At 67.0% G+C, this 26,074-nt stretch carries 21 protein-coding genes and 1 pseudogene; 14 read left to right on the forward strand and 8 right to left on the reverse strand.

The annotated features are described in order from the left end of the window. The first annotated feature begins 5 nt into the window (after nucleotides 1-5). From QTH90_RS21875 to QTH90_RS21910, 8 genes and pseudogenes are all read left to right on the forward strand, one after another. A complete protein-coding gene (locus tag QTH90_RS21875) occupies nucleotides 6-842 on the forward strand; it encodes an ABC transporter ATP-binding protein (RefSeq protein WP_286666683.1) in 837 nt (278 codons plus the stop codon). Next, a pseudogene (locus QTH90_RS21880) lies at nucleotides 842-1,336 on the forward strand (ABC transporter ATP-binding protein); the annotation flags it as partial. The gene QTH90_RS21875 and the pseudogene QTH90_RS21880, both read left to right, overlap by 1 nt. Nucleotides 1,337-1,858: 522 nt before the next feature. Then, on the forward strand, nucleotides 1,859-3,076 hold the full coding sequence (locus QTH90_RS21885) for a Tm-1-like ATP-binding domain-containing protein (protein WP_286667004.1): 1,218 nt from the start codon (nucleotides 1,859-1,861) through the stop codon (nucleotides 3,074-3,076). A 29-nt stretch (nucleotides 3,077-3,105) separates the two neighbouring features. Continuing rightward, a complete protein-coding gene (locus tag QTH90_RS21890; protein WP_286666684.1) occupies nucleotides 3,106-3,936 on the forward strand; it encodes a phosphoenolpyruvate hydrolase family protein in 831 nt (276 codons plus the stop codon). A 19-nt stretch (nucleotides 3,937-3,955) separates the two neighbouring features. Continuing rightward, nucleotides 3,956-5,653 (forward strand): flotillin family protein, encoded by a 1,698-nt coding sequence (locus QTH90_RS21895; protein ID WP_286666685.1) that lies wholly within the window; start codon nucleotides 3,956-3,958, stop codon nucleotides 5,651-5,653. A gap of 3 nt (nucleotides 5,654-5,656) precedes the next feature. Further along, on the forward strand, nucleotides 5,657-6,097 hold the full coding sequence (locus QTH90_RS21900; protein ID WP_286666686.1) for an SRPBCC family protein: 441 nt from the start codon (nucleotides 5,657-5,659) through the stop codon (nucleotides 6,095-6,097). Next, nucleotides 6,097-7,578, forward strand: a complete 1,482-nt coding sequence (locus QTH90_RS21905) for an SRPBCC family protein (RefSeq protein WP_286666687.1) — start codon at nucleotides 6,097-6,099, stop codon at nucleotides 7,576-7,578. The genes QTH90_RS21900 and QTH90_RS21905 overlap by 1 nt, the downstream gene beginning before the upstream one ends. A gap of 49 nt (nucleotides 7,579-7,627) precedes the next feature. After that, the gene (locus QTH90_RS21910; protein WP_286666688.1) at nucleotides 7,628-7,993 is read left to right on the forward strand and encodes a VOC family protein; all 366 of its coding nucleotides are present in this window, start codon (nucleotides 7,628-7,630) and stop codon (nucleotides 7,991-7,993) included. A 186-nt stretch (nucleotides 7,994-8,179) separates the two neighbouring features. On the opposite strand, the gene QTH90_RS21915 is transcribed toward QTH90_RS21910, so the two are convergent. From QTH90_RS21915 to QTH90_RS21930, 4 genes are all read right to left on the reverse strand, one after another. Further along, entirely contained in the window at nucleotides 8,180-8,677 is a 498-nt protein-coding gene (locus tag QTH90_RS21915) for a hypothetical protein (protein ID WP_286666689.1), read from the reverse strand. 802 nt (nucleotides 8,678-9,479) lie between these two features. Then, complete coding sequence (locus tag QTH90_RS21920; protein ID WP_286666690.1) at nucleotides 9,480-10,943, reverse strand: efflux transporter outer membrane subunit; 1,464 nt, start codon at nucleotides 10,941-10,943, stop codon at nucleotides 9,480-9,482. Beyond that, entirely contained in the window at nucleotides 10,885-14,094 is a 3,210-nt protein-coding gene (locus QTH90_RS21925; protein WP_286666691.1) for a multidrug efflux RND transporter permease subunit, read from the reverse strand. The genes QTH90_RS21920 and QTH90_RS21925 overlap by 59 nt, the downstream gene beginning before the upstream one ends. A gap of 14 nt (nucleotides 14,095-14,108) precedes the next feature. After that, the gene (locus QTH90_RS21930) at nucleotides 14,109-15,272 is read right to left on the reverse strand and encodes an efflux RND transporter periplasmic adaptor subunit (RefSeq protein ID WP_286666692.1); all 1,164 of its coding nucleotides are present in this window, start codon (nucleotides 15,270-15,272) and stop codon (nucleotides 14,109-14,111) included. 196 nt (nucleotides 15,273-15,468) lie between these two features. Here QTH90_RS21930 and QTH90_RS21935 point away from each other — a divergent pair, with 196 nt between their 5' ends. Next, on the forward strand, nucleotides 15,469-16,665 hold the full coding sequence (locus tag QTH90_RS21935; RefSeq protein WP_286666693.1) for an SMP-30/gluconolactonase/LRE family protein: 1,197 nt from the start codon (nucleotides 15,469-15,471) through the stop codon (nucleotides 16,663-16,665). A gap of 23 nt (nucleotides 16,666-16,688) precedes the next feature. Continuing rightward, nucleotides 16,689-17,006: an SH3 domain-containing protein gene (locus QTH90_RS21940; RefSeq protein ID WP_286666694.1), complete on the forward strand. Its 318-nt coding sequence runs from the start codon at nucleotides 16,689-16,691 to the stop codon at nucleotides 17,004-17,006. Between the two features lie 6 nt (nucleotides 17,007-17,012). Here the strand turns inward: QTH90_RS21940 and QTH90_RS21945 are convergent, their stop codons facing one another. Continuing rightward, complete coding sequence (locus QTH90_RS21945; RefSeq protein WP_286666695.1) at nucleotides 17,013-17,246, reverse strand: hypothetical protein; 234 nt, start codon at nucleotides 17,244-17,246, stop codon at nucleotides 17,013-17,015. A gap of 140 nt (nucleotides 17,247-17,386) precedes the next feature. Here QTH90_RS21945 and QTH90_RS21950 point away from each other — a divergent pair, with 140 nt between their 5' ends. Continuing rightward, the gene (locus tag QTH90_RS21950) at nucleotides 17,387-17,935 is read left to right on the forward strand and encodes a hypothetical protein (RefSeq protein ID WP_286666696.1); all 549 of its coding nucleotides are present in this window, start codon (nucleotides 17,387-17,389) and stop codon (nucleotides 17,933-17,935) included. A gap of 101 nt (nucleotides 17,936-18,036) precedes the next feature. On the opposite strand, the gene lolD is transcribed toward QTH90_RS21950, so the two are convergent. Together lolD and QTH90_RS21960 are read right to left on the reverse strand one after the other, a co-directional pair. Then, nucleotides 18,037-18,714 carry a lipoprotein-releasing ABC transporter ATP-binding protein LolD gene (lolD, locus tag QTH90_RS21955; RefSeq protein ID WP_286666697.1) on the reverse strand — a complete coding sequence of 226 codons (678 nt, stop codon included), beginning with the start codon at nucleotides 18,712-18,714 and terminating at the stop codon, nucleotides 18,037-18,039. Then, a complete protein-coding gene (locus QTH90_RS21960; RefSeq protein WP_286666698.1) occupies nucleotides 18,707-19,963 on the reverse strand; it encodes a lipoprotein-releasing ABC transporter permease subunit in 1,257 nt (418 codons plus the stop codon). The genes lolD and QTH90_RS21960 overlap by 8 nt, the downstream gene beginning before the upstream one ends. A 122-nt stretch (nucleotides 19,964-20,085) precedes the next feature. On the opposite strand from QTH90_RS21960, the gene QTH90_RS21965 reads away from it, so the two are divergent. Further along, on the forward strand, nucleotides 20,086-21,054 hold the full coding sequence (locus QTH90_RS21965; protein ID WP_286666699.1) for a hypothetical protein: 969 nt from the start codon (nucleotides 20,086-20,088) through the stop codon (nucleotides 21,052-21,054). A gap of 2 nt (nucleotides 21,055-21,056) precedes the next feature. Beyond that, nucleotides 21,057-22,766, forward strand: coding sequence for a single-stranded-DNA-specific exonuclease RecJ (gene recJ, locus QTH90_RS21970; protein WP_286666700.1), 1,710 nt, complete (start codon nucleotides 21,057-21,059; stop codon nucleotides 22,764-22,766). On the opposite strand, the gene metE is transcribed toward recJ, so the two are convergent. Further along, nucleotides 22,735-25,071: a 5-methyltetrahydropteroyltriglutamate--homocysteine S-methyltransferase gene (gene metE, locus QTH90_RS21975; protein ID WP_286666701.1), complete on the reverse strand. Its 2,337-nt coding sequence runs from the start codon at nucleotides 25,069-25,071 to the stop codon at nucleotides 22,735-22,737. The two genes, recJ and metE, sit on opposite strands and share 32 nt — an antisense overlap. Nucleotides 25,072-25,141: 70 nt before the next feature. Here metE and QTH90_RS21980 point away from each other — a divergent pair, with 70 nt between their 5' ends. Beyond that, nucleotides 25,142-26,068, forward strand: coding sequence for a LysR family transcriptional regulator (locus tag QTH90_RS21980; protein WP_286666702.1), 927 nt, complete (start codon nucleotides 25,142-25,144; stop codon nucleotides 26,066-26,068). The last annotated feature ends 6 nt before the right edge of the window (nucleotides 26,069-26,074 follow it).

The following is a 26,074-nucleotide window of genomic DNA, read 5'->3' on the forward strand; positions in this document are numbered from 1 at the left end:
CCGCGATGGCCTCGATCACCCCGCTCAGGCCCAGGACGTCGCGCAGCGGCGCGGGCGCCGGTCCGCACGTCGGTTCGGGCGCTGGCGCGCAGCTGCTCTCGGGCGACGCGCTGCGGCTGGACGGGGTGACGCGCGCCTTCGGTGCGCTGCGTGCGGTCGACGACGTGTCGCTCACGGTCACGGCCGGGCAGAAGTACGCCATCCTCGGCTCCAACGGCGCGGGCAAGACCACGCTGTTCAACGCCATCACCGGCGACTTTCCGCCCACGGCCGGGCGCATCCATTTCTTCGGCGAAGACATCACCGAATTGCCGCCGCACGATCGCATCCGCAAGGGGCTGCGGCGCACATACCAGTCTTCGCTGCTGTTTCGCGACCTCACGGTGCGCGACAACCTGTTTCTCGCGGTGCGCGGCGTGGCCAGCGGCCGCTTCAGCTTCCTGAGGGCGCGCGCGGGGAACGCATCCACGCGCGCCACCAACGACTTGCTCGAACGCTCGCGCCTGAGTCACATCGCCGACGAGCGCGTTGCCAATCTCGCCCATGGGCAGCAGCGGCAGCTGGAGATCGGCATGGCGCTCGCAGGGGCACCGCGGCTGATCCTGTTCGACGAGCCGGCCGCGGGGCTGTCTCCCGTGGAGCGGCGCGAACTGGTCGCGCTGCTGGGCTCGCTGCCGGCACACATGAGCTTCGTCCTGATCGAGCACGACCTGGACATCGCGCTGCGCGTGGTCGACCGGGTCACGGTCATGCACAACGGGCGCACGCTGCGCACCGGCACGCCGGACGAGATCGAGAACGACGCGCAGGTGCAGGCGATCTACATGGGGAGCAGGCACTGATGGCATGGTTCGGCACCGATCGGAAAGCGGCCGCCACCGGCGCGCCGGTGCTCGTCATCGAGGCGCTGGATGTGTTCTATGGCCGCGCCCATGCGCTGCAAGGCGTCAGTCTCACGCTGGAACGCGGCGTGCTCGGCATCGTCGGGCGCAACGGCATGGGCAAGACCACGCTGTGCAACGCCATCACGGGGCTGGTGCCTGCGCGTGGAAGCATCCGCCTTGCGGGTGAGGAGATCCTGGGGCTGGCGCCGAACGAGATCACGAAGCGCGGCATCGCCTACGTGCCGCAGGGTCGCCGCGTGTGGCCTTCGCTGTCGGTCGACGAGACCCTGCGGCTCGTCGCCAGCCGCAGGCGCGAAGTCGATCGCGTCTATGCGATGTTCCCGCGCCTGGCGGAGCGGCGCGGCCACGGCGGCGCGCAGTTGTCGGGCGGCGAGCAGCAGATGCTCGCCATCGGCCGCGCCTTGCTGCTCAATCCCAAGCTGCTGGTGATGGACGAGCCCACCGAAGGGCTGGCACCGGTGATCGTCGATCAGGTGGCGCAGGCGCTGCGCGACCTCGCCGCCGAGGGCAGCATCGCCGTGCTGCTGATCGAGCAGAACCTCGGCGTCGCAGTGTCGGTGGCGGATCGGATCGGGCTGATGGTCAATGGCCGGATCTCGCAGGAGATGCCGGCGTCGCAGTTGGCGGCGGATCGCGAACTGCAGGAGCGACTGCTGGGCGTGCGCTCGGGCGGTCCCGACGACGAGATCGATATTCCGGATGCAACAGCCGCCGAGCCGCCAGCATCCACGCAGGTCTTCACTGTCCGGCGCGCGCATGGCGATGGCGCGCCGTCGCTCGACGACCTTCCCCCCGCTACCGTGCGCGGCTTCACGCGATGGAATGCGGGCGGCACGGCTGCGCCGGTCGCGGACATTGCGCGCGCCGCACCCGCCCCGACGCCCGTCGCAGCGTCAGCCGCGCCCGCCTCCTCGTCGCCGCGGGTCTTCGAGTTTCCCGTCGCCGCCAGCAGCGTGCGCTCTGCCTACGTCGCAGGCACCTTCGACACCAAGGGCCGTGAACTCGCCTTCCTGCGCCAATGCCTCGAAAAGCTGGGCATGCGCGTGGTCACGGTCGACCTCTCGACCTCCGGCAAGCCATCTCCCGCCAGCGTGCATCCGCGCGAAGTGGCGCGCCACCACCCGCAGGGCGAATCTGCCGTCTTCAGCAACGACCGCGGCAGTGCGATGGCCGCGATGGCGCTTGCCTTCGAAGCCTTCCTCACGACACGGCGCGACCTCGGCGGCATCATTTCCGCCGGCGGCTCAGGCGGCACGTCGATGGCAACGCAGGGCATGCGTGCGTTGCCCGTCGGCGTGCCCAAGCTGATGGTGTCGACCATGGCCAGCGGCGATACGCGCCCCTACGTGGGGCCGAGCGACATCTGCATGATGTATTCGGTCACCGATGTGCAGGGCATCCACCGCATCAGCGAACTCGTGCTGGCGAATGCGGCGAACGCACTGGCCGGCATGATCGCGCACCCGCCCGTCGCCTCGACGGTCACCAAGCCGGCGATCGGCCTCACGATGTTCGGCGTGACGACACCGTGCGTGCAAGCGATCACCAGGCAACTCGAAGACAGCTACGACTGCCTCGTATTCCACGCCACGGGCGTCGGCGGCCAGTCGATGGAGAAGCTGGCCGATTCGGGCCTGGTGGCGGGCGCGATCGATGTTTCGACCACGGAGATCGCGGACGAGATCGTCGGCGGCACGCTCTCGGCCGGCCCGACCCGGCTGGATGTGTTCGCACGGCATGCCCTGCCCTACGTGGGCTCCTGCGGCGCGCTGGACATGGTGAACTTCGGCGCGTGGGACACGGTGCCCGAGCGCTTCAAGGGGCGCAGGCTCTACCGCCACAACCCGACGGTGACCCTGATGCGCACCACGGCCGACGAGTGCCGCGCCATCGGTGAATTCATCGCCGCCAAGCTCAATGCGATGCGAGGCCCGGTTCGCTTTCTCATCCCCGAGGGCGGCGTATCCGCCATCGACCGACCCGGCCAGCCCTTCCATGACCCCGAGGCCGACCGGGCGCTCTTTACTGCAATCGAAAGCGCCTTCCGCGCCGGCCCGGACCGCAAGCTGCAACGCTTGCCGTTGCACATCAATGACGAAGCCTTCGCCGACGCGCTGGTCGGCGCCTGGCACGAGGTGGCGCGCACGGCGCCGGGCGCGCGGCGCGCCTGAACAACGACACGCGAGGAGACCCGACGACCATGCCCCGCATCGCCCGATCGACACTGCTCCAGCGCTTCCGCGAGAAGATCGATGCCGGCCGGCCGATCATCGGCGGCGGCGCCGGCACCGGCCTGTCCGCCAAGTGCGAGGAAGCCGGCGGCATCGACCTCATCGTCATCTACAACTCGGGCCGCTACCGCATGGCCGGACGCGGGTCGCTCGCCGGCCTGATGGCCTACGGCAATGCCAACGAGATCGTCTGCGAGATGGCGCACGAGGTCCTGCCGGTGGTCAGGCACACGCCCGTGCTTGCAGGCGTGAACGGCACCGATCCGTTCGTGATTCCCGACGAGTTCCTGAACCGGCTGATCTCGCTCGGCTTCTCGGGGGTGCAGAACTTCCCGACGGTCGGGTTGATCGACGGCGTCTTTCGCGCCAACCTCGAAGAGACGGGCATGAGCTACGCGCTGGAGGTCGAACTGATCGCCCGCGCCCGCGCGATGGATCTGCTGACCACGCCCTACGTCTTCAGCGAAGCCGATGCGCGCGCCATGGCCGGCGCGGGCGCCGACATCGTGGTGTGCCACCTCGGCCTGACCACGGGGGGCGCCATCGGCGCGGAAACGGCGCTCACGCTGGCCGATTGCGTGCCCCGCATCAACCAGTGGGCCGCCGCCGCGCACGCGGTGAAGCCCGATGCCATCGTGCTGTGCCACGGCGGCCCGATCGCCACGCCGGAGGACGCCCAGTACGTGCTGGCGCACTGCCCGTCCTGCGCCGGCTTCTATGGCGCGAGTTCGATGGAGCGCCTGCCGACCGAGACGGCGCTCACCGAGACCACGCGACGCTTTGTCCAGATCACGCGATAGATAACAGGAGACGACATCCATGTCAGGCGCTCAATTCGGAAGTTTCATCCTCGGGCTGATCGTCGTCGCGATCGTCGTGGCGATCGCAGTGTGGCTGCTGCACTGGTTCTACCTGCGCAGCTCGAAGGAACGCGCCTTCGTGCGCACCGGCCTCGGGGGGCAGAAGGTGGTGCTCGGCGGCGGCGCCTTCGTGCTGCCCATCGTGCACGACGTGATTCCCGTCAACATGAACACGCTGCGGCTCGAAGTGAGCCGCGGCCGCGACAAGGCGCTCATCACCAAGGACCGCATGCGGGTCGACGTGATCGCCGAGTTCTACGTGCGCGTCGCGACCAATGAAGACGCCGTCGCAGCCGCGGCACAGACACTGGGCCTGCGCACCATGGAGCCGGAGCAGCTCAAGGAACTCGTCGAAGGCAAATTCGTCGATGCCTTGCGCACCGCCGCAGCCGAGATGACGATGGAGGAACTGCACGAGAAGCGCGGCGCCTACGTGCGGCGCGTGCGTGACGCCGTGGCGGAGGACCTGACCAAGAACGGGCTCGAACTCGAAGCCGCCTCGCTGACGCAGCTCGACCAGACCGGCATGGAGTTCTTCAACCCCAGCAACGCCTTCGACGCCGAGGGTCTGACCCGACTCACCGAGCAGATCGAGCACCGCAAGAAGCAGCGCAACGACGTCGAGCAGGACACGCTGATCGCCATCCGCAACAAGAACCTCGAAGCCGAGAAGCTCTCGCTCGACATCGATCGCGAGAGCGAGCACGCGCGCCTCGCGCAACAACGTGAGCTGGAGATGGCACGCGCTCGCCAGCGGGCCGAGGTGTCGACCGAACGCGCACAACGGGAGCAGGAAGCGGAGGGCGCGCAGATCGCTGCGAAGCAGAGCATCGACACTGCGCGCATCCGTTCCGAGCAGACCATCGAGGAAGGCCGCATCAGCAAGGAACGCGCGATCCAGAGCGCCGAGATCGAACGCCGCATGTCGCTCGAACTCGCGGAGCAGCAACGCGCCATCTCGATCGCCCGCGAGAGCAAGGCACAGAGCGAGGCTCAGGCTGAAGCTGAATTGGCGCGTGCCTCAGCCGTGTCCGCGGAAGAGAAGGTCTTCACCGCGCGCGAAGTCGAGATGGCCGAGCGCAAGAAAGCCATCGAACTCATCGCCGCCGCGCAGGTGGCCGAGCGTGATGCACTCCGCCTCACGTCGGCAGCCCAGGCCGAGAGCGATGCCAGCACCGCCCGAGGCGCGGCCGTTCGCGCGCAGGCCGAGGCCGATGCGGACGCCGACAAGATCCGCTCGATGGCCATGAAAGTGCGCGCCGAGATCGAGGCCGATGCGGCCCGCATGATGAACGAGTCGCACAACATGCTCTCGCCCGAGGCGCGCATGTCCGCGCTGCGCATGAAGCTGGTCGAGAAGGCCGAGGCGATCATCCGCGAATCGGTGCGGCCGCTGGAGAACATCGAGGGCATCAAGATCCTGCACGTCGACGGGCTCGGCGGATCGTCGGGTGATGGCGTCCGCAATGGCGAAGGCGGCACCTTCGCCGACGGGCTCGTCAACTCCGCCCTGCGCTTTCGGGCGCAGGCGCCGCTGGTCGACCAGCTCCTGCGCGAGATCGGCATCGAGGGTGGCGACATCCAGCGGCTGGTCGGCGACGCCAGCGGTGCGCATGCCGCGCTGCCTGCGGGCACGAAGAAAGAGCGGCAGGAATAGCGCATGGTCAATGTCTACGTCTCCAGCGTCATCGACGCGAGCGCCGACAACGTGTGGTCGCGTGTGCGCGACTTCAACGGCCTGCCGCAGTGGCATCCGATGATTGCCGACAGCCGCATCGAGAACAGCCAGCCGGCCGACAGGGTCGGATGCATCCGCCACTTCCACACGCGCGACGGCGGGATGATCCGCGAGAAGCTGCTGGCCCTGTCGGACTACGAGTACAGCTGCACCTACGAGATCCTCGAAAGCCCGATGGGCGTGACGAACTACGTCGCCACGCTGAAGCTCACGCCGGTGACCGACGGCACGCGCTGCTTCGCCGAGTGGAGTGCGGAGTTCGAATGCGATGCGGGCCGCGAAGGGGAACTCACCCAGTCCATCGGCCAGGGCGTGTTCCAGGGCGGCTTCAACGCGCTGAAGCAGCACTTCGGCGGGCGCTGATGGCCGGCTTGCAACGCGTCGTGCGATCGACCGTCATCGACGCGCCGATCGAGCGCGTGTGGGCTGTGCTGCGCGACTTCAACAGCCATGACCAGTGGCACGAAGTGGTCGAGCAGAGTCGCATCGAAGGCAGCGAGCGCAGCGACCAGGTCGGCTGCGTGCGCAGCTTCACGCTGCGGGACGGCAACCGCATCCGCGAGCAGTTGCTGACGTTGTCGGACACCGAACACAAGAGCACCTATTGCATCGTCGAGGCGACCTTGCCGCTGCAGCGCTACGTGGCGACGGTGACGCTGAAGCCGGTGACCGATGGCAATCGCACTTTCTGGCATTGGGAATCGACCTTTGCGACGCCGCCCGGAATGGAGCGTGAGTTGCGCGATACGGTGGCGCAGGGCGTTTACGAGGCGGGTTTCGAGAACCTGAGGCGGCACCTTCGTCAGGGGAGCGACCAGCGGGCGCCAGGCGCCGCTGCGATGCCGACCGCCATGCCGATGGCCACGCGCCGCATCGGTGTCGAACGCTACGGCGGGCCGGAAGAACTTCGACCGCAAGACGGCGAGGCCGCCGCGCCGCGCGAAGGCGAGGTGCGTATCCGCCAGCGGGCCGTCGGCGTCAATTTTCTTGACGTGTACCTGCGCCGCGGCTGGGTGCCGCAGATGCTGCCGGTCTCCGGTGCGGCCCCGGGCGTGCCGGGCATGGAGGCCGCGGGCACTGTGGTTGACGTCGGCGCGGACGTGTCGGGCTTTCTGCCGGGCGACCGCGTCGCCTACCTGGGGCCGGTGCCGGGCGCGTACTGCAGCGTGCGCACCGTGCCGGCTGAATGGGTTGTTCGACTGCCCGCTGCCGTCGAGGACGACGTGGCCGCCGCGCTGCTGCTGAAGGGCATCACCGCCGACTACCTGCTGCACGACCTGGGACGCGTACAGCGCGGCACGCGGCTGCTGGTGCATGCGGCGGCCGGTGGTGTGGGACTGCTGGTGTGCGCCTGGGCGCGACGGCTCGGCGCGGTGGTGATCGGCACCGTCTCCAGCGAAGAGAAGGCACGCATCGCGCGTGAGTACGGCTGCGAGCACGTGATCGTGACGCGTGACTATCGCTTTGCAGACGCCGTGCAACGCGCTTGCGGTGGGGCCGACGTGGTGATCGACGGCCTGGGCGATGCGGCCCGCGAGGAGAACCTCGCCGCCCTCGCCCGCCGCGGGCACTGGATCAGCCTCGGACAGGCCAGTGGGCCGTTGACGCCGCTTGCGCCCGATGCACTGGTGGCGAAGTCGTTGAGCTTTTCGCGGCCCGTGGTGTTCGACTATGTGTCGACGCAGGCCCAACTCGCCGAGCGTGCGCAGCGTGTGTGGAACGCGCTGTCGGACGGCGCAATCAGGCTGCCGCCGATCGAACGCTTTTCACTTGAATCCGCTGCGCAGGCGCATGCGCGGCTCGAATCGCGCGGCAGCGCCGGTGCGCTGGTACTGCTGCCCTGACCTCATTCAAGATCCGGAACCGAACAGGAGATTCACCATGATCGTTGGCATGAACCACTTCACCGTGACTGCGGAAGATGAGAAGAAGACGCTGGATTTCTATACCGGACTGCTGGGCCTGAAGGTGGGGCATCGGCCGGACCTCGGGTTTCCCGGGGCGTGGCTTTATGGGAGTGGGCCGCAGGCGGTGCTGCATCTGTACTTTGGGCGGCCGGTGCCTGAGCAGCGCACGGGGGTCATCGATCACATGGCTTTTACCGCGCAGGACTTGCGGGCGGTGAAGAAGCGGTTTGATGAGAGCGGGGTGAAGTACGACTTGCGGCAGCAGGCGGGGGCTGGGACTTGGCAGTTGTTTTGCCTGGATCCGAATGGGGCGAAAGTGGAGTTGGATTTTGATGCGGGGGAGAGGCTTTAACGATGGGAGTCAGGTGGAAGCGCGAGCGTCTCAGCGGTGACGAGCCCTGCAGCCGGGCCAAAGAAAGCGGGGAGCTTGTTGAGGTTCTCGCCTATCCATTCGGCGTGTGCGCAGCGGCCGCCGTAGGCGATCCGCCAGAATGACGTGTTGGGCCTCACCTTTACAAGCACGCGGCAATATGGGGCTTTAAAACGTTACGCGTTCCTTGCTTGCAACAATCGGCCCGGCGTTGCAGCCGGCTACCGACGGTGCGACCAAAATGCCTGCGGTCTTTGCTGCAACGAGTTGTTCAAGTATTGGCGCGGTTTGGGGAGTTGACTTGGATGTGACTGATACCAGCATCCCGTTGTTCAACGTCGCCCCGAACTCTGTCGCCGAGAACCAAGAGGGCTTGTGAAGGATCGCTCTTGCGTTCTGGTAGTCCGGCAAAGTGACAACTTCTTCCTTCTGCACAACTCGACGGCACGTGCCTTCGTCAGACGAACCAATCAGGCCTTTGTCCTTGTCAAGTAGTTGCGTGAACTCATAGCGAACTTTGACGAGCATAGGTTCGTAGTAGACGACACCCTCGACCCCAGGCCCCGCGACTTTCAACGTGGTTGGATCAATACGCACAGTCTCTATGCGGCTCGCGCAACCTGCCAAAGCCACCGAGACGGCGACGAAAAGTGTGTGCTTAACCATGTTGATTCTTCTCCTTGAAGGATCAATCGTAGTTGGTTCTCACAGCACTGCATCATCAGTTCGGATGACTGGGCATCACGAGCCCTAACTTTCCTTATCTCACTATCCCAACCACCGTTCGCATAGAAGGACGCCGCAAAGCGGACATTGTTGAACGGCCCCTTCTAGCGATCTCAGTCGTTGGCGGACGCCGCGCCAAGGGCAGCAACTGCTGCATCGCTACCCTAACGAACATTCAGTTGCTCCCCTGGGGTTGCCTTGTTTTTGCCGAAACACTTCGACCCGGTTTTTGCGCTGCATCGCTATACTCCGCACCGTCACGCAAGAAGGCGTGACCGGGGTTGGAAGCCCGAAAGCAGTTCTGCGATACAAGCCGCAGTCATCACGCAGTGGGTCTGCGGCGGTTTTGTCAAACCGCTTTGGAGACCCTTCATGGCTCACTCTACTTCCACACCCGCGCCTTCCCCGACTTCTCCGTCTAACGGCAAAAGCGCACCTCAATCAACACCAGGCGATTTCGCCGCCCTTTGCAAGCAGGCCGAGGCAGACCTCAGAGCCTTAAGCGACGCGAATCGCGCCGTCGCATGCGTCAACAACCTTGTGAGTCTCGTGAAGACGTCGCACCACGACGAATTCCTCGCTAACTCGTCCGGCCTGCACGTACTGGCAACGCTGCTCTGCACGGAAACCGAACGTCGGATGGAGATCGCTCTGGCGTCTTCCGCATTGCTGCAAGCGTCAACACGTTAAAGCCAACACCGACGCCTGCACCATCAGGCGTCGGTCGTTGTTCGACATTTGACTAGGGCCCGGCGAACCCGCCCCCCAGCGCCACATACAGCGACACCCCGTTCTGCAACGCAGTCGCGCGCAGCTGAATCAACTGCTGCTCTGCAGAAAAGAGATTCCGCCGCGCATCCACCACTTCCAGATAGATCGAGATCCCGTTCTCATAGCGCAACTCCGCCACCTCGGCGAGCCGCCGCTGCGCCAGCACCGCCACCTCCTGCGCCGCGATCTGTTCCTGATACCGCCGCCGCCCGATCAAGGCTTCAGACACTTCACTGAATGCAGTCTGCACGGTGCGCTGGTAGAGCGCCACAAGTTCATCGCGCCGAGCCTGCGCCACCTCGAGCTGCGCCTGACGCTGCCCTCCATCAAAGATCGGCAGGCTGACCAATCCGCCAACCGACCACGCTTGGTTGCTGCTCTTGAACAGATCCCCCAGTTCCGCCGACGCGAACCCCAAATTACCAGTCAACGCGATGCGCGGAAAGAACGCCGCCCGCGCCGCGCCGATATCCGCATTGGCAGCACGCAGTTGCTGCTCAGCCTGCAGCACATCCGGCCGATTGACCAGCAAGGCCGACGGCAGCCCCGCATCCAGTTCCCCGAACTGCCCCGGATCCTCGATGGCACGCGTTGGCGGCAATGGCCCTTCCACCGGCTTGCCGACCAGCACCAGCAGTTGGCTCCGCCGCTGCTCGGTCGTCCGTTGAAGCTCCGCCAGTTGCGTCTGCGCCTGCGTCACGAGGATCGCCGCCTGGTCGTAGTCGACGGTGGAAGTCACGCCAGCATCGAGGCGCAGCTTCGCGATCTCCAGCGCATAGCGGCGCGCGGCGACGGTGTGCAGGGCCAGGTCGACGCCCTCCTCCCCCGCGCGAATGCTGTAGTAGTTCGCGGCCACATTGCCGATCAGCGAGAGGCGGAAGGCGCGCTCACCCTCCACCGTCGCCAGATAGCGCCGGCGCGCGGCTTCGCTGAGGTTGCTCACGCGGCCCCAGAAGTCCAGTTCGTACGACGCCATCGCGGCCTGCACGTTGTACTGGTTGAAGATGACCGAGGCGCTGGTGTTAGCCAGTTCCGGATCGATCGTGCTCAGCGGCGCCTGCGTGCGCGATGCGCCGGCATTGGCGTTCACCTGCGGCAGCCGCGCCGCGTCCTGGATGCGGTATTGCGCACGCGCCTGCTCGATGCGGGCCACCGACGCGACGAGGTCGCGGTTGTTGGCAAGCGCCTCTGCGATCAGGAAGCGAAGCTGCGGGTCGCCGAAGAAACTCTGCCAACCGATCTCGGTCGCGAGCCGGCTGCCGCCCGGATCGGCCGCGTCGAAGACTTCGGCAACCGGCACATCAGGCTGGCGATAGGTCGGCGCGTGGTTGCATGCCGCCAGCGCGCAGCAGGCGGCGACGCACAGTGCGATCGACTCACGCCTCACCCGAGCCTCCTCGCGGTTCACCGCTCGTCGCCCGCAGCGCCAGTTCATCCGCCTCTTCACTGTGCTTCTTCTCGCGGCTCAGCCACTTGCGCGCGGCCACGTAGAACAGGGGCGTGAAGAAGATGCCGAAGAAGGTCGCCGTCAGCATGCTCCCCATGACGCCGGTGCCCACCGCCTGCCGGCTCGCCGCGCCTGCACCGGTGGCGAGGACCAGCGGCATCATCCCCAGCACGAAGGTGACGCTGGTCATCAGGATCGGGCGAAGCCGTTGCTGCGCACCATGCTTCGCAGCCGTCGCCGCATCCTTGCCCTCGCTCTCTTCCTTGATCGCGAACTCGACGATCAGGATCGCGTTCTTGGCGGCGAGGCCGATGATGGTGATCAGGCCGATGTTGAAGTACACGTCGGCCGATAGCCCGCGCGCCATCGTCAGCAGCACTGCGCCGGCCACGCCGAAGGGGATGATGAGCAGCACCGCCACCGGGATGGCCCAGCTCTCGTAGAGCGCCGACAGCAGCAGGAAGACCACGACCAGCGAAAGCCCCAGCAGCAGCGGGATCTGCCCACCGGCCTGCCGCTCCTCGAAGGCCGTGCCGGTCCATTCGTAGGCGAGGCTTCCTGTCAGCACGCGCTTGGCGATGCGCTCCATCTCCACGAGGGCTGCGCCACTCGACTGTCCGGCAGCGGCCTGTCCCGACAGGGTGGCCGACGGGAAGCCGTTGTAGCGTTCGAGCTGCTGCGGCCCGGAGATCCAGCGCACGCGCGTGAAGGCCGAGAAGGGCACGGACTCGTTCTGGTTGTTGCGCAGCCTCAGTGCGAGTACGTCCTCCGGGCGCATGCGCTGCGCGGCGTCGGCCTGGATGAACACGCGCAGCACATTGCCTTCAAAGACGAAGTCGTTCACGTAGTTGGACCCGAAGCTCAACGACAGCGCCTGATTCACCTGCCCGATCTGCAGGCCCAGCGCGCGCGCCTTGATGCGATCGATGTCGACATAGAGCTGCGGTGCGGGTGGCAGCCCTTCCGCGCGCACGCCGGCCAGGATGGGACTGGCAGCCGCCTCCGCCATCATCTGCTGGGTCGCCTGCTGCAGGGCCGCACCGCCGATGCCGCTGCGATCCTGGATCTTCATCGTGAAGCCGGTGGCATTGCCCAGCGACGGAATCGCGGGTGGGTCGAGCGCAAAGATCAGCGCCTCGGGGATATTCCGGAATGCCGCGTTGCTGCGCTGGACCAATGCGCTCGCGCTGTTCTCGCTGCCGCTCCGTTCCCCCCACGGCTTCAGGTCGACGAAAGACAGCGCGGCCGACTGCCCTTGGCCGAAGAAGCTGAATCCCGTCACCGTCGCGACGTTGCGCACCTGCGGCTGCTGCTCCAGGAAGGCCTCGACCTGGTTGACCGCATGCTGCGTGCGAGCCGTCGTCGAGCCCGGTGCGCCGGTGTAAGTCACGAAGATGTGGCCCTGGTCCTCGGTCGGCAGAAAGCCGCCGGGCAGCCGCGCGAAGAGCCAGGCCGTCACCACGCAGGCCACGACGAAGACCAGCAGCCAGCGAAAGGGCTTGGCGATCATCCCGTCGACGCCACGGATGTACTTCGACGTGCCCGCATCCAGTCCCGCGTTGAAGCCGCCGAAGACGCGACTCAGCATGCGCGCGGCGGCACCCGGCTTGCGGCTCTCGGCCTCGCGCGCAAGCGTGGAATCGTCCTTGAGCAGCGCCGCGCACAAGGCCGCACCGAGCGTCAGCGCGAGCACCGTCGACAGGAAGATCGACACCGTCAAGGTCACCGAGAACTGCCGGTAGATGCCGCCCGTGGAGCCCGGAAAGAACGCCATCGGGATGAACACCGCGACCAGCACCAGCGTGCTGGCGATGACGGCGCCCGAGATCTGCCCCATGGCCTTGACCGTCGCCTGCCTGGCGTTGAGACCCTCCTCGCGCATGACCCGCTCCACGTTCTCCACGACCACGATGGCGTCGTCGTTCAGGATGCCGATCGCGACCACCATGCCGAACAGCGACAGCAGGTTGATCGACATGCCGAACAGTTGCAGGCCCACGCAGGTGCCGATCAGTGCCACCGGAACGATCAAGGTGGGAATCAGCGTGGCACGCCAGCTTTGCAGGAAGAGGAACACCACCACGGTGACCAGCAGCAGCGCCTCGACCATGGTGCGCACCACGCTATTGACCGAGGTGTTGATGAAGGGCGTGGTGTCGAAGGGCACGCTCCAGGTCATGCCCTGCGGGAAGGTCGGCTGCAGCTCGGTCATGCGCCGGCGCACTTCGGAAGCCACGGCCAGCGCATTGGCGCCGCTGGCGAGCTGGATGGTCATGCCGGCGGCTTCCCTGCCGTTGACGGTGAAGCCGAAGCCGTAGCTGTCATTGCCCAGCTCGACCCTTGCGACGTCACCGAGCCGGACCGTGGAGCCGTCCGGGTTGGCGCGCACGATGATCTCGCGGAACTGCTCGGGCGTGGAGAAGCGGCTCTGCGTCACGATCTGGGCGTTGAACTCCGTCCCGCCCGCGACGGGCTGGTCACCCAGCCCGCCGCTTGCGGTCTGGCTGTTCTGCTCCTGCACCGCGGCGAGCACTTCGCTCGCGGACAGGCCGAAGCCACCGAGCTTGTCGCGGTCGAGCCAGATCCGCATCGCGAAGGACGAGCCGAAGAGCTGCACGTCGCCCACGCCTGCGATGCGCCGCAGCTCGTTGACGATGTTGTTCGACGCAAAGTTGCCGATCGCCGTCACATCCGACGCGCCGCCCGTGGACTGCAGCGCGATCAGCATGAGAAAGCCCGACGAGGCCTTGGTGACGGTGATGCCCAGCTGGCGCACCTGCAGCGGCAGCCGCGGCTCGACGCGGCTCAGGCGGTCCTGCACCTGCGTTCGCGCGATGTCGAGGTTGGTTCCGGGCTTGAGCGTGACGGTGATCTGCGCGGTGCCGTTCGAGCGGCTGATCGCGGACATGTAGAGGAAGTTCTCGATCCCGTTCATCTCGTCTTCGATGATCGAGGTGACGGTGCGGTCGAGCGTCTGGGCGTCCGCGCCGCTGTAGACGGCCTGCACGTTGAGCGAAGGCGGCGCGACGTCCGGGTACTGCTCGACGGGAAGGAGCAGCACCGCGATGACCCCGAACAGCACCATGAACAACGCGATCACCCAGGCGAACACCGGGCGATAGACGAAGAAGCGATCCATGGATTGGCGTTCGCTCAGCGTGCCGTTGGAAGGGATGCCGGCGCGGGCTGCGCGGTCACCTTCTGCCCCGGGCGGACCTTGTGCCAGCCATCGACGATGACCTGCTCGCCCGGCTGGAGGCCGTCGAGGACAACCCACTCGCCAGCCTCCTGCCCGCCCACCGTGATGTTGCGACGGACGACCGTGCCGTCGGGCGCGACGAGCGCCACGCTGGCGGAACTGGCGTCGATCTGCACAGCGCGCTCGGGCACGCGCATGCCCGTCTTGTGCACGCCAGCGACGATGCGCCCCCGCACGAACTGGCCCGGCAGCAGGGTGCGCGATGCATTCGGGAACTGTGCGCGGATGGTCTGCGTACCGGTGGAGGGATCGACCGCGAGATCCGCGAAATCGAGATAGCCCGGCTCGCCGAACTCCTGTCCGTTCGCCAGGATCAGCCGCACCTCGACATGCGCCATGTCGGGCACCTTGAGCGTGCCGGCACGCACCTGCTGCTCGAAGTCGAGGATGGCGGTGTTGGACTGCGTGAAGACGGCACTGATCGGCTGCAGCTGGTTGACCTGCGTCATCAGCGTCGCCGCGCTGGCGCTGACCAGTGCGCCTTCGGTGACCTGGGCGCGGCCCACGCGACCGGCGATGGGCGCACGCACGGTGCTGCGCTCGAAGCGCAATTGGGCGCGGGTCACTTCGGCGCGCGCATCGCTCACGTTGGCCTCCGCCTGCCGCAGTGCGGTCTCCGCCGCTTCGAACTCCTGCGCACTCACGGCTTGCCGGCTGACCAGCGGCCTGAAGCGCGAGACGATGGACGCCGCATTGGAGCGGGCCGCCTCCGCCCGGCTCAACGAAGCCTTGGCCTGCTGCAGCAGGGCGCTGTAGTCGCGCGGGTCGATCAGGAACAGGGGTGCTCCCGCCTGCACGTCAGTGCCCTCCTGGTACAGCCGGCGCTCGACGATGCCGTCGACGCGGGCCCGCACTTCTGCTGTCCGGACGGGCTCGATCCGGCCGGGGAGCTCGACGGTATTGGAAACAGGGGCCGCCTCGACCTTGACCACCAGAACGGTCGTCGGCGGTGCGGCCGCCATCGGCGCGGATTGATCGTTGTTGCCGCAGGCTGCGCATGCGAGCGCAAGCAACTGGACGGCAATCAGTGCAGGGCGTCTGGCTGATCGATGCGGCAATCGGGATTCCTTGAAAACGGGATTCTTCGCACGCGGACGCTCAACAGAATAATCAAATTCGTCTGACGCTGCGAGGTCAGTCTGGCGCAACCCGGACCGCTGGCGCAACCGGCGAGAAGGGCATAGGATGCGAACCCTTCTCGATCGGGGGTGAGACATGGCGCAAGAAGAATTCGATCTGAATCCGAATGCCGCAATGCAACGCCGCAAGCTGATCTGCGGCGTCGGCGCGACCTTGGGGGCCGCCATGCTGGTCCCGCGGGGCGTGCAGGCACAGGCTGCCAAGGCCACGCCGGTCGGCCCTCCCAGCACGATCACGCAGCCGCCACGCGACTTCAGCCACCGTGGGGCGCCAACCACCTACTTCACGGACCCGGATGTGTTGACGGTCGACCCGGCCTTCGACGGCCTGCGTCAGCCCAATGCCCCGATCCAGAGGCTCTGGACTGGCGCCTTGTGGTCCGAAGGGCCGGCATGGAACTCCGTGGGCCGGTTCCTCGTGTGGAGCGACATCCCGAACAACCGCCAGCTTCGCTGGAGCGAGGACGACGGGCACGTCAGCGTGTTCCGCTCGCCCTCCAACAACAGCAATGGCAACTCGTTCGACTTCCAGGGGCGGCAGCTCTCGTGCGAGCACGTCACGCGACGAGTCGTGCGCTACGAACTGGATGGCTCGGTGACGATCCTCGCCTCGAGCTTCAACGGCAAGCGGCTCAACTCGCCCAACGACATCGTTTCCCACCCCGACGGAAGCTACTGGTTTACCGATCCGCCCTATGGCGCCCAACTCTATGAGGGCACGGTCGACGCCGCCGGTGGGCCAGGCAACAAGGAGGGGCGCCTGAACCCCCGGCTGGGGCAGCCGCCGGAGCTCGGCTCCTACAAGCGCGAGTTGCCGACCGCGGTCTATCGGCTGGACAAGAGCGGCACGCTCACGCAGGTGGCCGGCGAGGACCTCGTGCCTGACCCCAACGGCCTGTGCTTCTCGCCCGATTTCAAGAAGCTCTACATCGTCAGCACCGGCCAGGGGCCCGGCGACACCATTCCCGGTGGCAAGGGCGACATGTATGTGTTCGACGTCGGGGCGGACAACAAGCTCAGCGGCGGCAAGCTGTTCCACAACTTCATGATCGACGGCGTGAAATGCGGTCCCGACGGCGTTCGGGCCGACGTGGACGGCAACCTCTGGTGCTCCAGCAACGCCGGCCGCAACGTGGGCTACAGCGGCGTGACGGTGTGGACGCCGCAAGCCAAGCTCCTCGGTCGCATCCGCCTGCCCGAGGTCTGCGGCAATGTCTGCTTCGGCGGGCCCAAGCGCAACCGCCTCTTCATGGCGGCCAGCCAATCGCTGTACGCCGTCTACACGGCGACCCAGGGAGCGGCGCCGGCTTGAGGCTGGCAGTGCCGGAGTTGCCAATGCCGCTTTCGAAATCGAAGTCCTGCCTGCTCGCCGTCCTGCTTTCCGTGCCGCTCTCGGCACTTGCCCTCAGCACATCGACGACACGCGCGCTCAACGTGCGCGGCGGGCCTGACCGGTCGTTCGAGGTGGTGGCCGTTCTTCCTGCGCGGACTTCCGTTCGGGTGAACGGCTGCATCAGCAACTGGCGCTGGTGCCGCATCGACTCGAGGCGTCACCGCGGATGGGTCGATTCCAGGTATTTGCAGCACTCCGTTCGCGGCCGCGTGCCGATCATCAACGACCGGCGTTGGTCGCACTCCCGCCCTGCGGGCTGATCGCTGTCAGGGCCTGCGCACGACCGCTGCGCCATTGGGGCCGACGCACCCGGCGCGATAGACACCCCTGGCGCAGGTGACCGGCGGCGGCGGCGGTTTCCTGACCGCGACCGCACCGTTGGGGCCGGCACAACCGGCGCGGTAGACGCCTTTGGCGCACGCCACCGCGGAGGCGGTCGAAGGCGCCAGCGCCAGGAATCCCAATGCTGCGGTCGCAGCGAGTACATATCGATTCTTCACGGCATGCTCCTGAAGAGGGATCGTGGTGATCCGGGAGAAGGATGGGGCAAGGCGCGGGCAGGCGCAAGCAATCTTTGTCGGGAATGTCCGCAGTCGGCGCTCCACCCGTCGCACTTCGGTGGAGAGACAATGGCCGCACCATGCGCCAGTTGCTCGTCCTCGCGATCACCACCACGCTCTGCCTCACGGCCAGCGCAGAGGTCATCCGCTGCGCGGACGCCGCAGGCAACGTGAGCTACACCGACGGAGCATGTTCGGCGGGCTCCAAACCGGTGGGTCGCGTGTCGATTCCGGAACCGGCGAGGCCGGCGCGCGACGGCGCGGACATTCCTCGTGCAGCACCGCCCCAGCGCGCACCCATGGAAGCCGTCCGCCCGATGCCGGAACCCTCAGGCCCTGCCGTCATCGACTCCCGCGGTGCAGCGAACAGCAACGAGCGGCCCGCCGACTCACGCTGGAGCGATCGCGGCGACGATCCTGTGGTGATCGACAACGGCTACGGCTACCCCGGTGCCTACCGCCAGCCGCAACGCCCACGCGACATGCGCCCGCGAATCCGCAGTTGCGACGCGCAAGGCTGCCAGGACAAGCAAGGCAACCACTACGACCGCTCCGGCCAGCTCGACCGCTACCAGAGCATCGATGGCAAGACCTGCCGACCGGTAGGCACAACGACGATCTGCCGCTAGTGCCGGAAACCCCACGGATCCGGCTCCGCCGGTCCGCAGGGGTTGCCCCCGGCAGGGGGTAGGCGAAGCGACACGAAGTGCGCGAAGCCTGGGGGCGAGTTCTATCCCGCCAACCGCCCGGCGGTGAGTCGCAACACCCGGTCGCAGCGCGAGGCCAGGCTCTCGTCGTGCGTGACCATCACGAAGGCGGTGCCGCGATCGCGCGCCAGTTTCAGCATCAGCGCGAAGACGCCGTCCGCAGTCGCACGATCGAGGTTGCCGGTCGGCTCGTCGGCGAGCACGCAATCCGGCTGCGTGACCAGCGCGCGCGCGATGGCCACGCGCTGGCGCTCGCCGCCCGAGAGTTCGGCGGGGCGATGCTGCACGCGTTCGCCAAGGCCCACGGCTTTCAGCATCGAGACGGCAGCATCGGTCGCCTGGGCAGGCGGCATGCGACGGATCTTGAGCGGCATCGCCACGTTGTCCAGCGCGCTGAATTCCGGCAACAGGTGATGGAACTGGTAGACGAAGCCCAGATGCATGTTGCGCAGTCGGCCCTGCTCCGCAGCGTCCACGTGCGCGATGTTCTCGCCGTGCAGTTCCACGCTGCCGGCCGTGGGTGCGTCGAGCCCACCCATCAGGTGCAGCAGCGTGCTCTTGCCAGAGCCGGAGGCGCCCACGATCGCGAGGGTCTCGCCCGCGTGCACGTCGAGGTCGACGCCGTGCAGCACTGTCAGATCGATGCGGCCTTCATGGAAGCGCTTGGTCAGTCCGCGGACTTTCAGAACCACATCACTCATAGCGCAACGCCTCCGCGGGATTGACGCGGCTCGCGCGCCAGCTCGGGTAGAGGGTTGCCACAAAGGCGAGGATCAGCGAGATCACCGTGATCGGCACGATGTCGCCCCGCTGCGGGTCGCTCGGCATCTTGCTGATGAGGTAGATGTCCTTCGGCAGGAAGCTGGCGTGGAACAGCCGCTCCAGCGCGGGCACGATCACGTCGATGTTGTAGGCGATGCCCAGGCCCAGCAGCAGGCCGCCGAGCGTGCCGATGACGCCCACCATCGCGCCCTGCACCACGAAGATGCTCATGATGCTTTTCGGGCTCGACCCCAGCGTGCGCAGGATCGCGATGTCGGCGCGCTTGTCGGTGACGGTCATCACCAGCGTCGAGACGAGGTTGAAGGCCGCCACGGCGACGATCAGCGTCAGGATGATGAACATCATGCGTTTCTCGACCTGCACGGCCGCGAACCAGGTCTTGTTGGCACGCGTCCAGTCGCGGATCAGGAAGGAGCCCGGCAGCGTGGCGGCGAGTTCGTCGGCCACCTCGCGCGCCTGGTGCAGGTTCTTGAGCTTGAGGCGCACGCCGGTCGGGCCTTCGAGCCGGAACACGCGTGCGGCGTCCTGCTCGTGGACCATGGCGAGCGCCGAGTCGTATTCGTAGTGGCCCGAATCGAAGGTGCCCACGACGGTGAACGGCTTGAAGCGCGGCAGCACGCCGGCCGGCGTCACCTGTCCGCCGGGCGCCACCAGCGTGACCTGGTCGCCTACGCGCACGAAGAGCGAGCGAGCCAGCTCGACGCCCAGCACGATGCCGAACTCGCCCGGCACCAGCTTGTCCAGCGCGCCCTGCTGCGCGGTGGTCGAGATGTCGGTCACCTGCGGCTCCAGCGTCGGCTCGATGCCACGCACGAGTGCGCCCTTCATGTCTTCGCCGCGCGCGATCAGCGCCTGCGCCGCGATGAAGGGCGCCACGCCGACCACCTGGGGGTTCTTGCGTGCGCCGGCCATGATCGCGTCGAGATCGCCCAGCGCCTGACCGTCACGCGAGAAGATCTCGATGTGCGAGATCACGCCGAGCATGCGGTCGGTCACTTCCTTCTGGAAGCCGTTCATCACGCTCAGCACGATGATCAGCGCCGCCACGCCCAGCGCGATGCCGAACATCGACACGCCGGAGATGAAGGAGATGAAGCCGTTGCGCCGCGTCGCCCGGCCTGCGCGCGTGTAACGCCAGCCGAGTTGCAGTTCGTAGGGGAGTCGCATCAGGCCTCCCGCCGGGCCGCCCCAAGGGCGGCCTGCGCCCCCTCGGGGGGCAGCGAATACACGAAGTGATGAGCGTGGGGGCAGTTCATCGCAACGATTGTGGCATCCCGGACAATAGGCCCATGTCAGCCTTGCCCTCTTCCCGCCATCTCCTCATTCCCTTCGCCGGCCGCGGCTCGCCCGCCTGCCGGCAAGCGCTGGCGGGACTGCGCCTGCCGAAGCTGGAAGCGCTCCTCTCCCGGCTGACGCTGGTCCATGAGGACATGCAGGACGACAGCACCCTTTCGCCGCCGCATGAGCGCGCGTTGGCCGAAGCCCTCGGCATTGCGGCGGCAGACGGCTGCATCCCCTGGGCGGCTCTTGAAGCGAGGCAGTCCGGCCTGGCATCGCCCGGGGACGCCGCCAGCTGGGCCATGGCGACGCTGTGCCACTGGCAGGTGGGCATCGACGACGTGGTGCTGGGCGACCCGGCCGCGATCCAGATCGACGCCGCCGAATCCGCGGCGCTGCTGGCGGCCGCGCACCCCTTTTTCGAGGAAGACGGCATCGCGCTGCATGCATCGGCCACACCCGGCCGCTGGCTGGCCAGCGGCAAGATATTCGACAGCTTGCCTTCGGCATCGATCGACAGAGCGGTCGGCTTCCCCATTTCGCAGTGGTCGCCCTTGTCCGACGCGGCACGGCCCCTGCGCAGGCTCCAGAACGAGATGCAGATGCTGCTCTATACAGAAAGGGTGAACGACGCGCGTACCGCACGCGGCGTGCCTCCCATCAATTCTTTCTGGCTCAGCGGCACGGGCCGCCTGCCAGACGCGTTCACGCCAACCAACCCTGCACCCATCGTTGCCGACGCGCTGCGCACGCCGGCCTTGCGCGATGACGGCGCCGGGTGGGCTTCCGCATGGCAGGCGATCGATGCAGGCCCGGTCGCAGAGCTGCTTGACGACTACACGCGCGGCGCCGAGGTCACGCTCACACTGTGCGGGGATCGCGGCGCCCGCCGCTTCGGCGTGCAGTCGCGCGGCATGGTGCAGTGGGCCAGGAGCCTGTTCAACCGGCCGGGCGCGGCCGTCGCACTGGAGGCGCTGTGATCATGAAGATCGTCGCCCGCGACATCCCGCCCCGCAGCGCCTGGGCGCTCGAACAGGCCGGCATCCATCCATTGCTGGCGCGGCTCTACGCCGCGCGTGGCGTGCTGGGCAAGGAAGAACTCGACGACGGCCTCGCGCGTCTTCTCCCGCCGAACACATTGCGCGGCACGCGCGAGGCGGCCGTGCTGCTGGCCGATGCGATCCGCGATGACAAGCGCCTGTGCGTCGTCGCCGACTACGACTGCGACGGCGCAACCGCCTGCGCCGTCGCCGTGCGCGGCCTGCGCCTGCTCGGCGCCAGGAACGCCAGCTACCTCGTGCCCGACCGTGTGACGGACGGCTACGGTCTCACGCCGCCGATCGCCGAGCGCGTCGCGGACAGCGGCGCCGACATGCTCATCACGGTCGACAACGGCATCGCGAGCGTCGAAGGCGTGGCCGCCGCCAAGGCACGCCACCTGTCGGTGCTGGTGACCGATCACCACCTGCCGGGCCCGTCGCTGCCCGAAGCCGACGTGCTCGTGAATCCGAACCAGCCCGGCTGCGACTTCGAAAGCAAGAGCATCGCAGGCGTCGGCGTGATGTTCTACGTGCTGCTTGCCCTGCGCTCCGAACTGCGCACGCGCGGCGTTTTCGACGTGGCGAACCAACCCAAGCTCGATGCCCTGCTGCCCCTGGTCGCGCTCGGCACGGTCGCCGACGTGGTCCGGCTCGACGCCAACAACCGCCGGCTGGTCGCACAGGGACTGCGCCGCATCCGCGCGGGCGCCATGCCCGCAGGCATCGCGGCGCTCTTCAAGGCCGCGGGCCGCAACGCGGCGTCGGCGACCACCTTCGACTTCGGCTTTGCGCTCGGCCCGCGCATCAACGCCGCGGGTCGTCTTGCCGACATGACGCTGGGCATCGAATGCCTGCTGACCGACGATGCCGGCCGCGCGGACGAACTCGCACGCACGCTCGACGGCATCAACCGCGAGCGGCGCGACATCGAAGGCGGCATGCGCGACAAGGCGCTGATGCTGGCCGAATCGCTGTTCGACGACACCCAGGCACCGCCCGCGGCCATCAGCGTGTTCGGCGTGGACTTCCACGAAGGCGTGGTCGGCATCGTCGCCTCGCGCATCAAGGAACGCTTCCATCGGCCCACCTTCGTCTTCGCGGCCAGCGGCGCCGACGGCAAGTCGCACGAACTCAAGGGCTCGGGCCGGTCGATTCCCGGCTTTCATCTGCGCGATGCGCTCGACCTGGTTGCCAAGCGGCATCCCGGCGTGCTGCTGCGCTTCGGCGGCCACGCGATGGCGGCCGGTTGCACCGTGGCGCGGGAGCATTTCCCGGCCTTCGAACAGGCGCTCGCCGAAGTGGCGCAGGAGTGGCTCGACGCCGCCACCCTGACGCGCCGGCTGGACACCGACGGACCACTCGCACCCGAATACCTTCGCGTGGACCTGGTCGATACGCTGCACCGTGAAGTCTGGGGCCAGGGCTTTGCGCCGCCGACCTTCAGCGAGGAAGTGGAGGTCGTGTCGCAGCGCCTCGTCGGCGAGAAGCACCTCGCGCTGAAGCTCAAGCACCGCGGCAAGCCGGTCGACGGCATCTGGTTCGGCCACACCGAGCCGCTGCCGCCCAAGGTGGTGATCGCCTACCGGCTCGATGCCGACGAATGGCAGGGCGTGCGGCGCGTCAGGTTTCTCGTGGAAGGCGCGGAGATCTGAGCGCCAGTTCGCTGCGCAGGACCTTGGCAGCGGCCACCATGTTGGCCAATGCGGCCTCGGTCTCGGGCCAGCCGCGGGTCTTGAGACCGCAATCGGGGTTGACCCACAGATTCGCCGGCGGCACCACGGCCGCGGCCTTGCGCATGAGCCTCACCATCTCGTCGGCCGTCGGCACGCGGGGCGAGTGGATGTCGTAGACGCCAGGGCCGATCTCGTTCGGGTACTGGAAGTCGCCGAACCCGCGCAGCAGTTCCATGTCCGAGCGGCTGGTCTCGATCGTGATGACGTCGGCGTCCATCGCCGCGATCTCCGGCAGGATGTCGTTGAATTCGGAATAGCACATGTGGGTGTGGATCTGGGTCCGGTCGGCCACACCCGAGGCGCTGATGCGGAACGACCGCGTCGCGCCCTCCAGGTAGCTCTTCCAGCGCGAACGCCGGAGCGGAAGCCCTTCGCGGATGGCCGGCTCGTCGATCTGGATGATGCCGATGCCGGCTTTCTCCAGGTCGACCACCTCGTCGCGTATCGCCCAGGCGATCTGCTCCGTCGTGACGCTGCGCGGCTGGTCATCGCGCACGAAGGACCACTGCAGGATCGTGATCGGTCCGGTCAGCATGCCCTTCATCGGCAGCTTCGTGAGGCTCTGCGCATACGCAGTCCATTCGACGGTCATCGGTTTCGGCCGCGCCACGTCGCCGAAGATCACCGGCGGCTTCACGCAACGCGATCCATACGATTGCACCCACCCGTTGGCCGTGAAGACAAAGCCATCGAGCTGTTCGCCGAAGTACTCGACCATGTCGTTGCGCTCGGCCTCACCGTGCACCAGGACGTCGAGGCCGAGTTCTTCCTGCTTGTGCACGGCCAGCCTGATCTCGGCCTGCATCTTCTCGCGGTAGCCGGCGGCATCGAGTTCGCCGCGCCTGAAGGCGGCGCGCGCGGCACGGATCGCGGCGGTCTGGGGGAAGGATCCGATGGTCGTCGTCGGCAATGGCGGCAGCACAAAGCGCTCACGTTGCTCCGCCTGGCGCTGCGCAAAGGCCGAGGCCCGCTTGTCGTCGGCCGACACGGTCCTGGCGAGCCGCAATGCCACCGCGGCGCGGTGCACGCGCGGGCTGCTGCGACGCGCTGCAGCGGCCTGGCGTGCCGCGGCCAGCTCGGCTTCGACCGATGACTCTTCGCCGTCCAGTGCAGCCCGCAACACGCGCAGTTCGTCGAGTTTCTCGACGGCGAAGGCGAGCCAACTCCTGATTTCCGGATCGAGCTTCGTCTCCGACGCCAGGCTGAAGGGCACGTGCAGCAGCGAACAGGACGGCGCAATCCAGAGTTCGCCCTTGTGCTTGTCGGCAACGGGCTGCAGGCGCTTCAGCGCCGCGTCCGGATCGGTGCGCCAGATGTTGCGGCCGTCGACGATGCCGACCGACAGCACCTTGTGTGCCGGCAGCCAGTCGGCCACGCCGGTGAGTTCCTCGGGCGCACGCACCGCATCGACGTGCAGGCCGGCCACGGGCAACTGGCAGGCGAGACGGAGGTTCTCCGCCAACGGCGAGAAGTAGGTTGCGAGCAGCAGCTTCGGTGCACTGCGCGCCAGTTGCCAGTAGCTGCGTTCGAAGGCATTGCGCCAGGTATCCGGCAGATCGAGGCCGAGGATCGGCTCGTCGATCTGGACCCATTCGACGCCGAGCGATTTCAGCCGCGCCAGCACCTGCTCGTAGACCGGCAGGAGCGAGTCCAGCAAGGTGAACCTGTCGAAACCCGCCTGCTTCTCCTTGCCGAGCCAGAGAAAGCTCAGCGGGCCAAGCAGGACGGCCTTGGCCTTGTGCCCCAGCTTCTGTGCCTGCGCAACCTCGTCGAAGAGGCGGACCGAGGCCAGCCCGAAGCGCGTGTTCGCCGTGAACTCGGGCACGAGATAGTGGTAGTTGGTGTCGAACCACTTCGTCATCTCGAGCGCGAAGGTGCCATGCGCGCCGTGGGCGCACCCTTCATGGCCGGTTTCGTCGGCCACGCCGCGCGCCATCGTGAAATAGCGGGCCAGTTCCGGCTCGGCGGCAAAGTCGAAGCGTGGCGGCTCGCAGCCAAGAAGCTGGATGTGGTTGGCCACATGGTCGTAGAACGCGAAGTCGCCGACGGTGACGAAGTCCAGCCCGGCATCGCTCTGGGCTTGCCAGTGACGGGCGCGCAGGTCGGCGCCGACGGCTTCGAGCGCGGCGGTGTCGATCTCGCCATGCCAATGCTTTTCGAGGGCGAACTTCAGTTCGCGATGGGCGCCCATGCGCGGGAATCCGAGGGTGTGGGTACGGGTCATCACCCGATGATCCCAAGGACGAGGCTATGATTCAAACGAAACATTTTGCGCATCAACGTGAATTTGATTCATGGCCAAATCTGTCCTCGAAATTCGCCATTTCCGCACCCTCGCCGCATTGCGCGACACGGGAAGTCTGGTTCGGGCCGCCCAGTTGCTCAATCTCACGCAATCGGCGCTCTCGCACCAGATCAAGCTGCTGGAAGACCACTTTGGCCTTGCGCTGTACGAGCGAAAGTCCGTGCCGCCGCAGTTCAGCGCGGCAGGCCTGCGCCTGCTCGAACTCGCGGACCGCACGATGCCGATGATCGGCGAGGCCGAGCGTGACCTGGCGCGCCTGTCGCTGGGCCGGGCGGGCCAGCTTCGCATCGTGGTGGAGTGCCACACCTGCTTTGACTGGCTGATGCCGGCCATGGACGCGTTTCGCCAGCGCTGGCCCGAGATCGAACTGGACATCGTCTCGGGCTTCCATCCGGACCCCATCGCACTCGTCCTGCAAGACCGGGCCGACGTCGCCATCGTGTCGGAACAGGACGCGGACGAAACGGTCGACTATCACCCGCTCTTCCGTTTCGAGATCGTGGCGCTGGTGGCGAACGATCACCCGCTGATCTCGAAACCGCATCTGACGGCACGCCACTTCGCCGACCAGACGCTCATCACCTACCCGGTGCCAGACGACATGCTCGACATCGTGCGCCAGGTGCTGGAACCGGCCGGCGTCGCACCCGCCCAACGCCGCACGACAGACCTCACCGTGGCCATGCTGCAACTGGTGGCCAGCGGGCGCGGCATTGCCACGCTTCCGCTCTGGGCCGTTCAGGGCTATCTCGACCGGGGCTATATCACTGCGCGGCGCGTAGGCAAGAACGGTCTCACCGGCGAATTGCACATGGCCTGTTCCGCGGCGACATCGCGTCAGGCCTGGCTGGCGGATTTTGTCCAGATCACGCGCGAGACCTGCTTCAAGAGCCTGCCCGGCATCGATCTGCTCTAGGGGCGT

Source organism: Variovorax flavidus (genome assembly GCF_030317145.1).
GTDB lineage: Bacteria > Pseudomonadota > Gammaproteobacteria > Burkholderiales > Burkholderiaceae_C > Variovorax > Variovorax flavidus.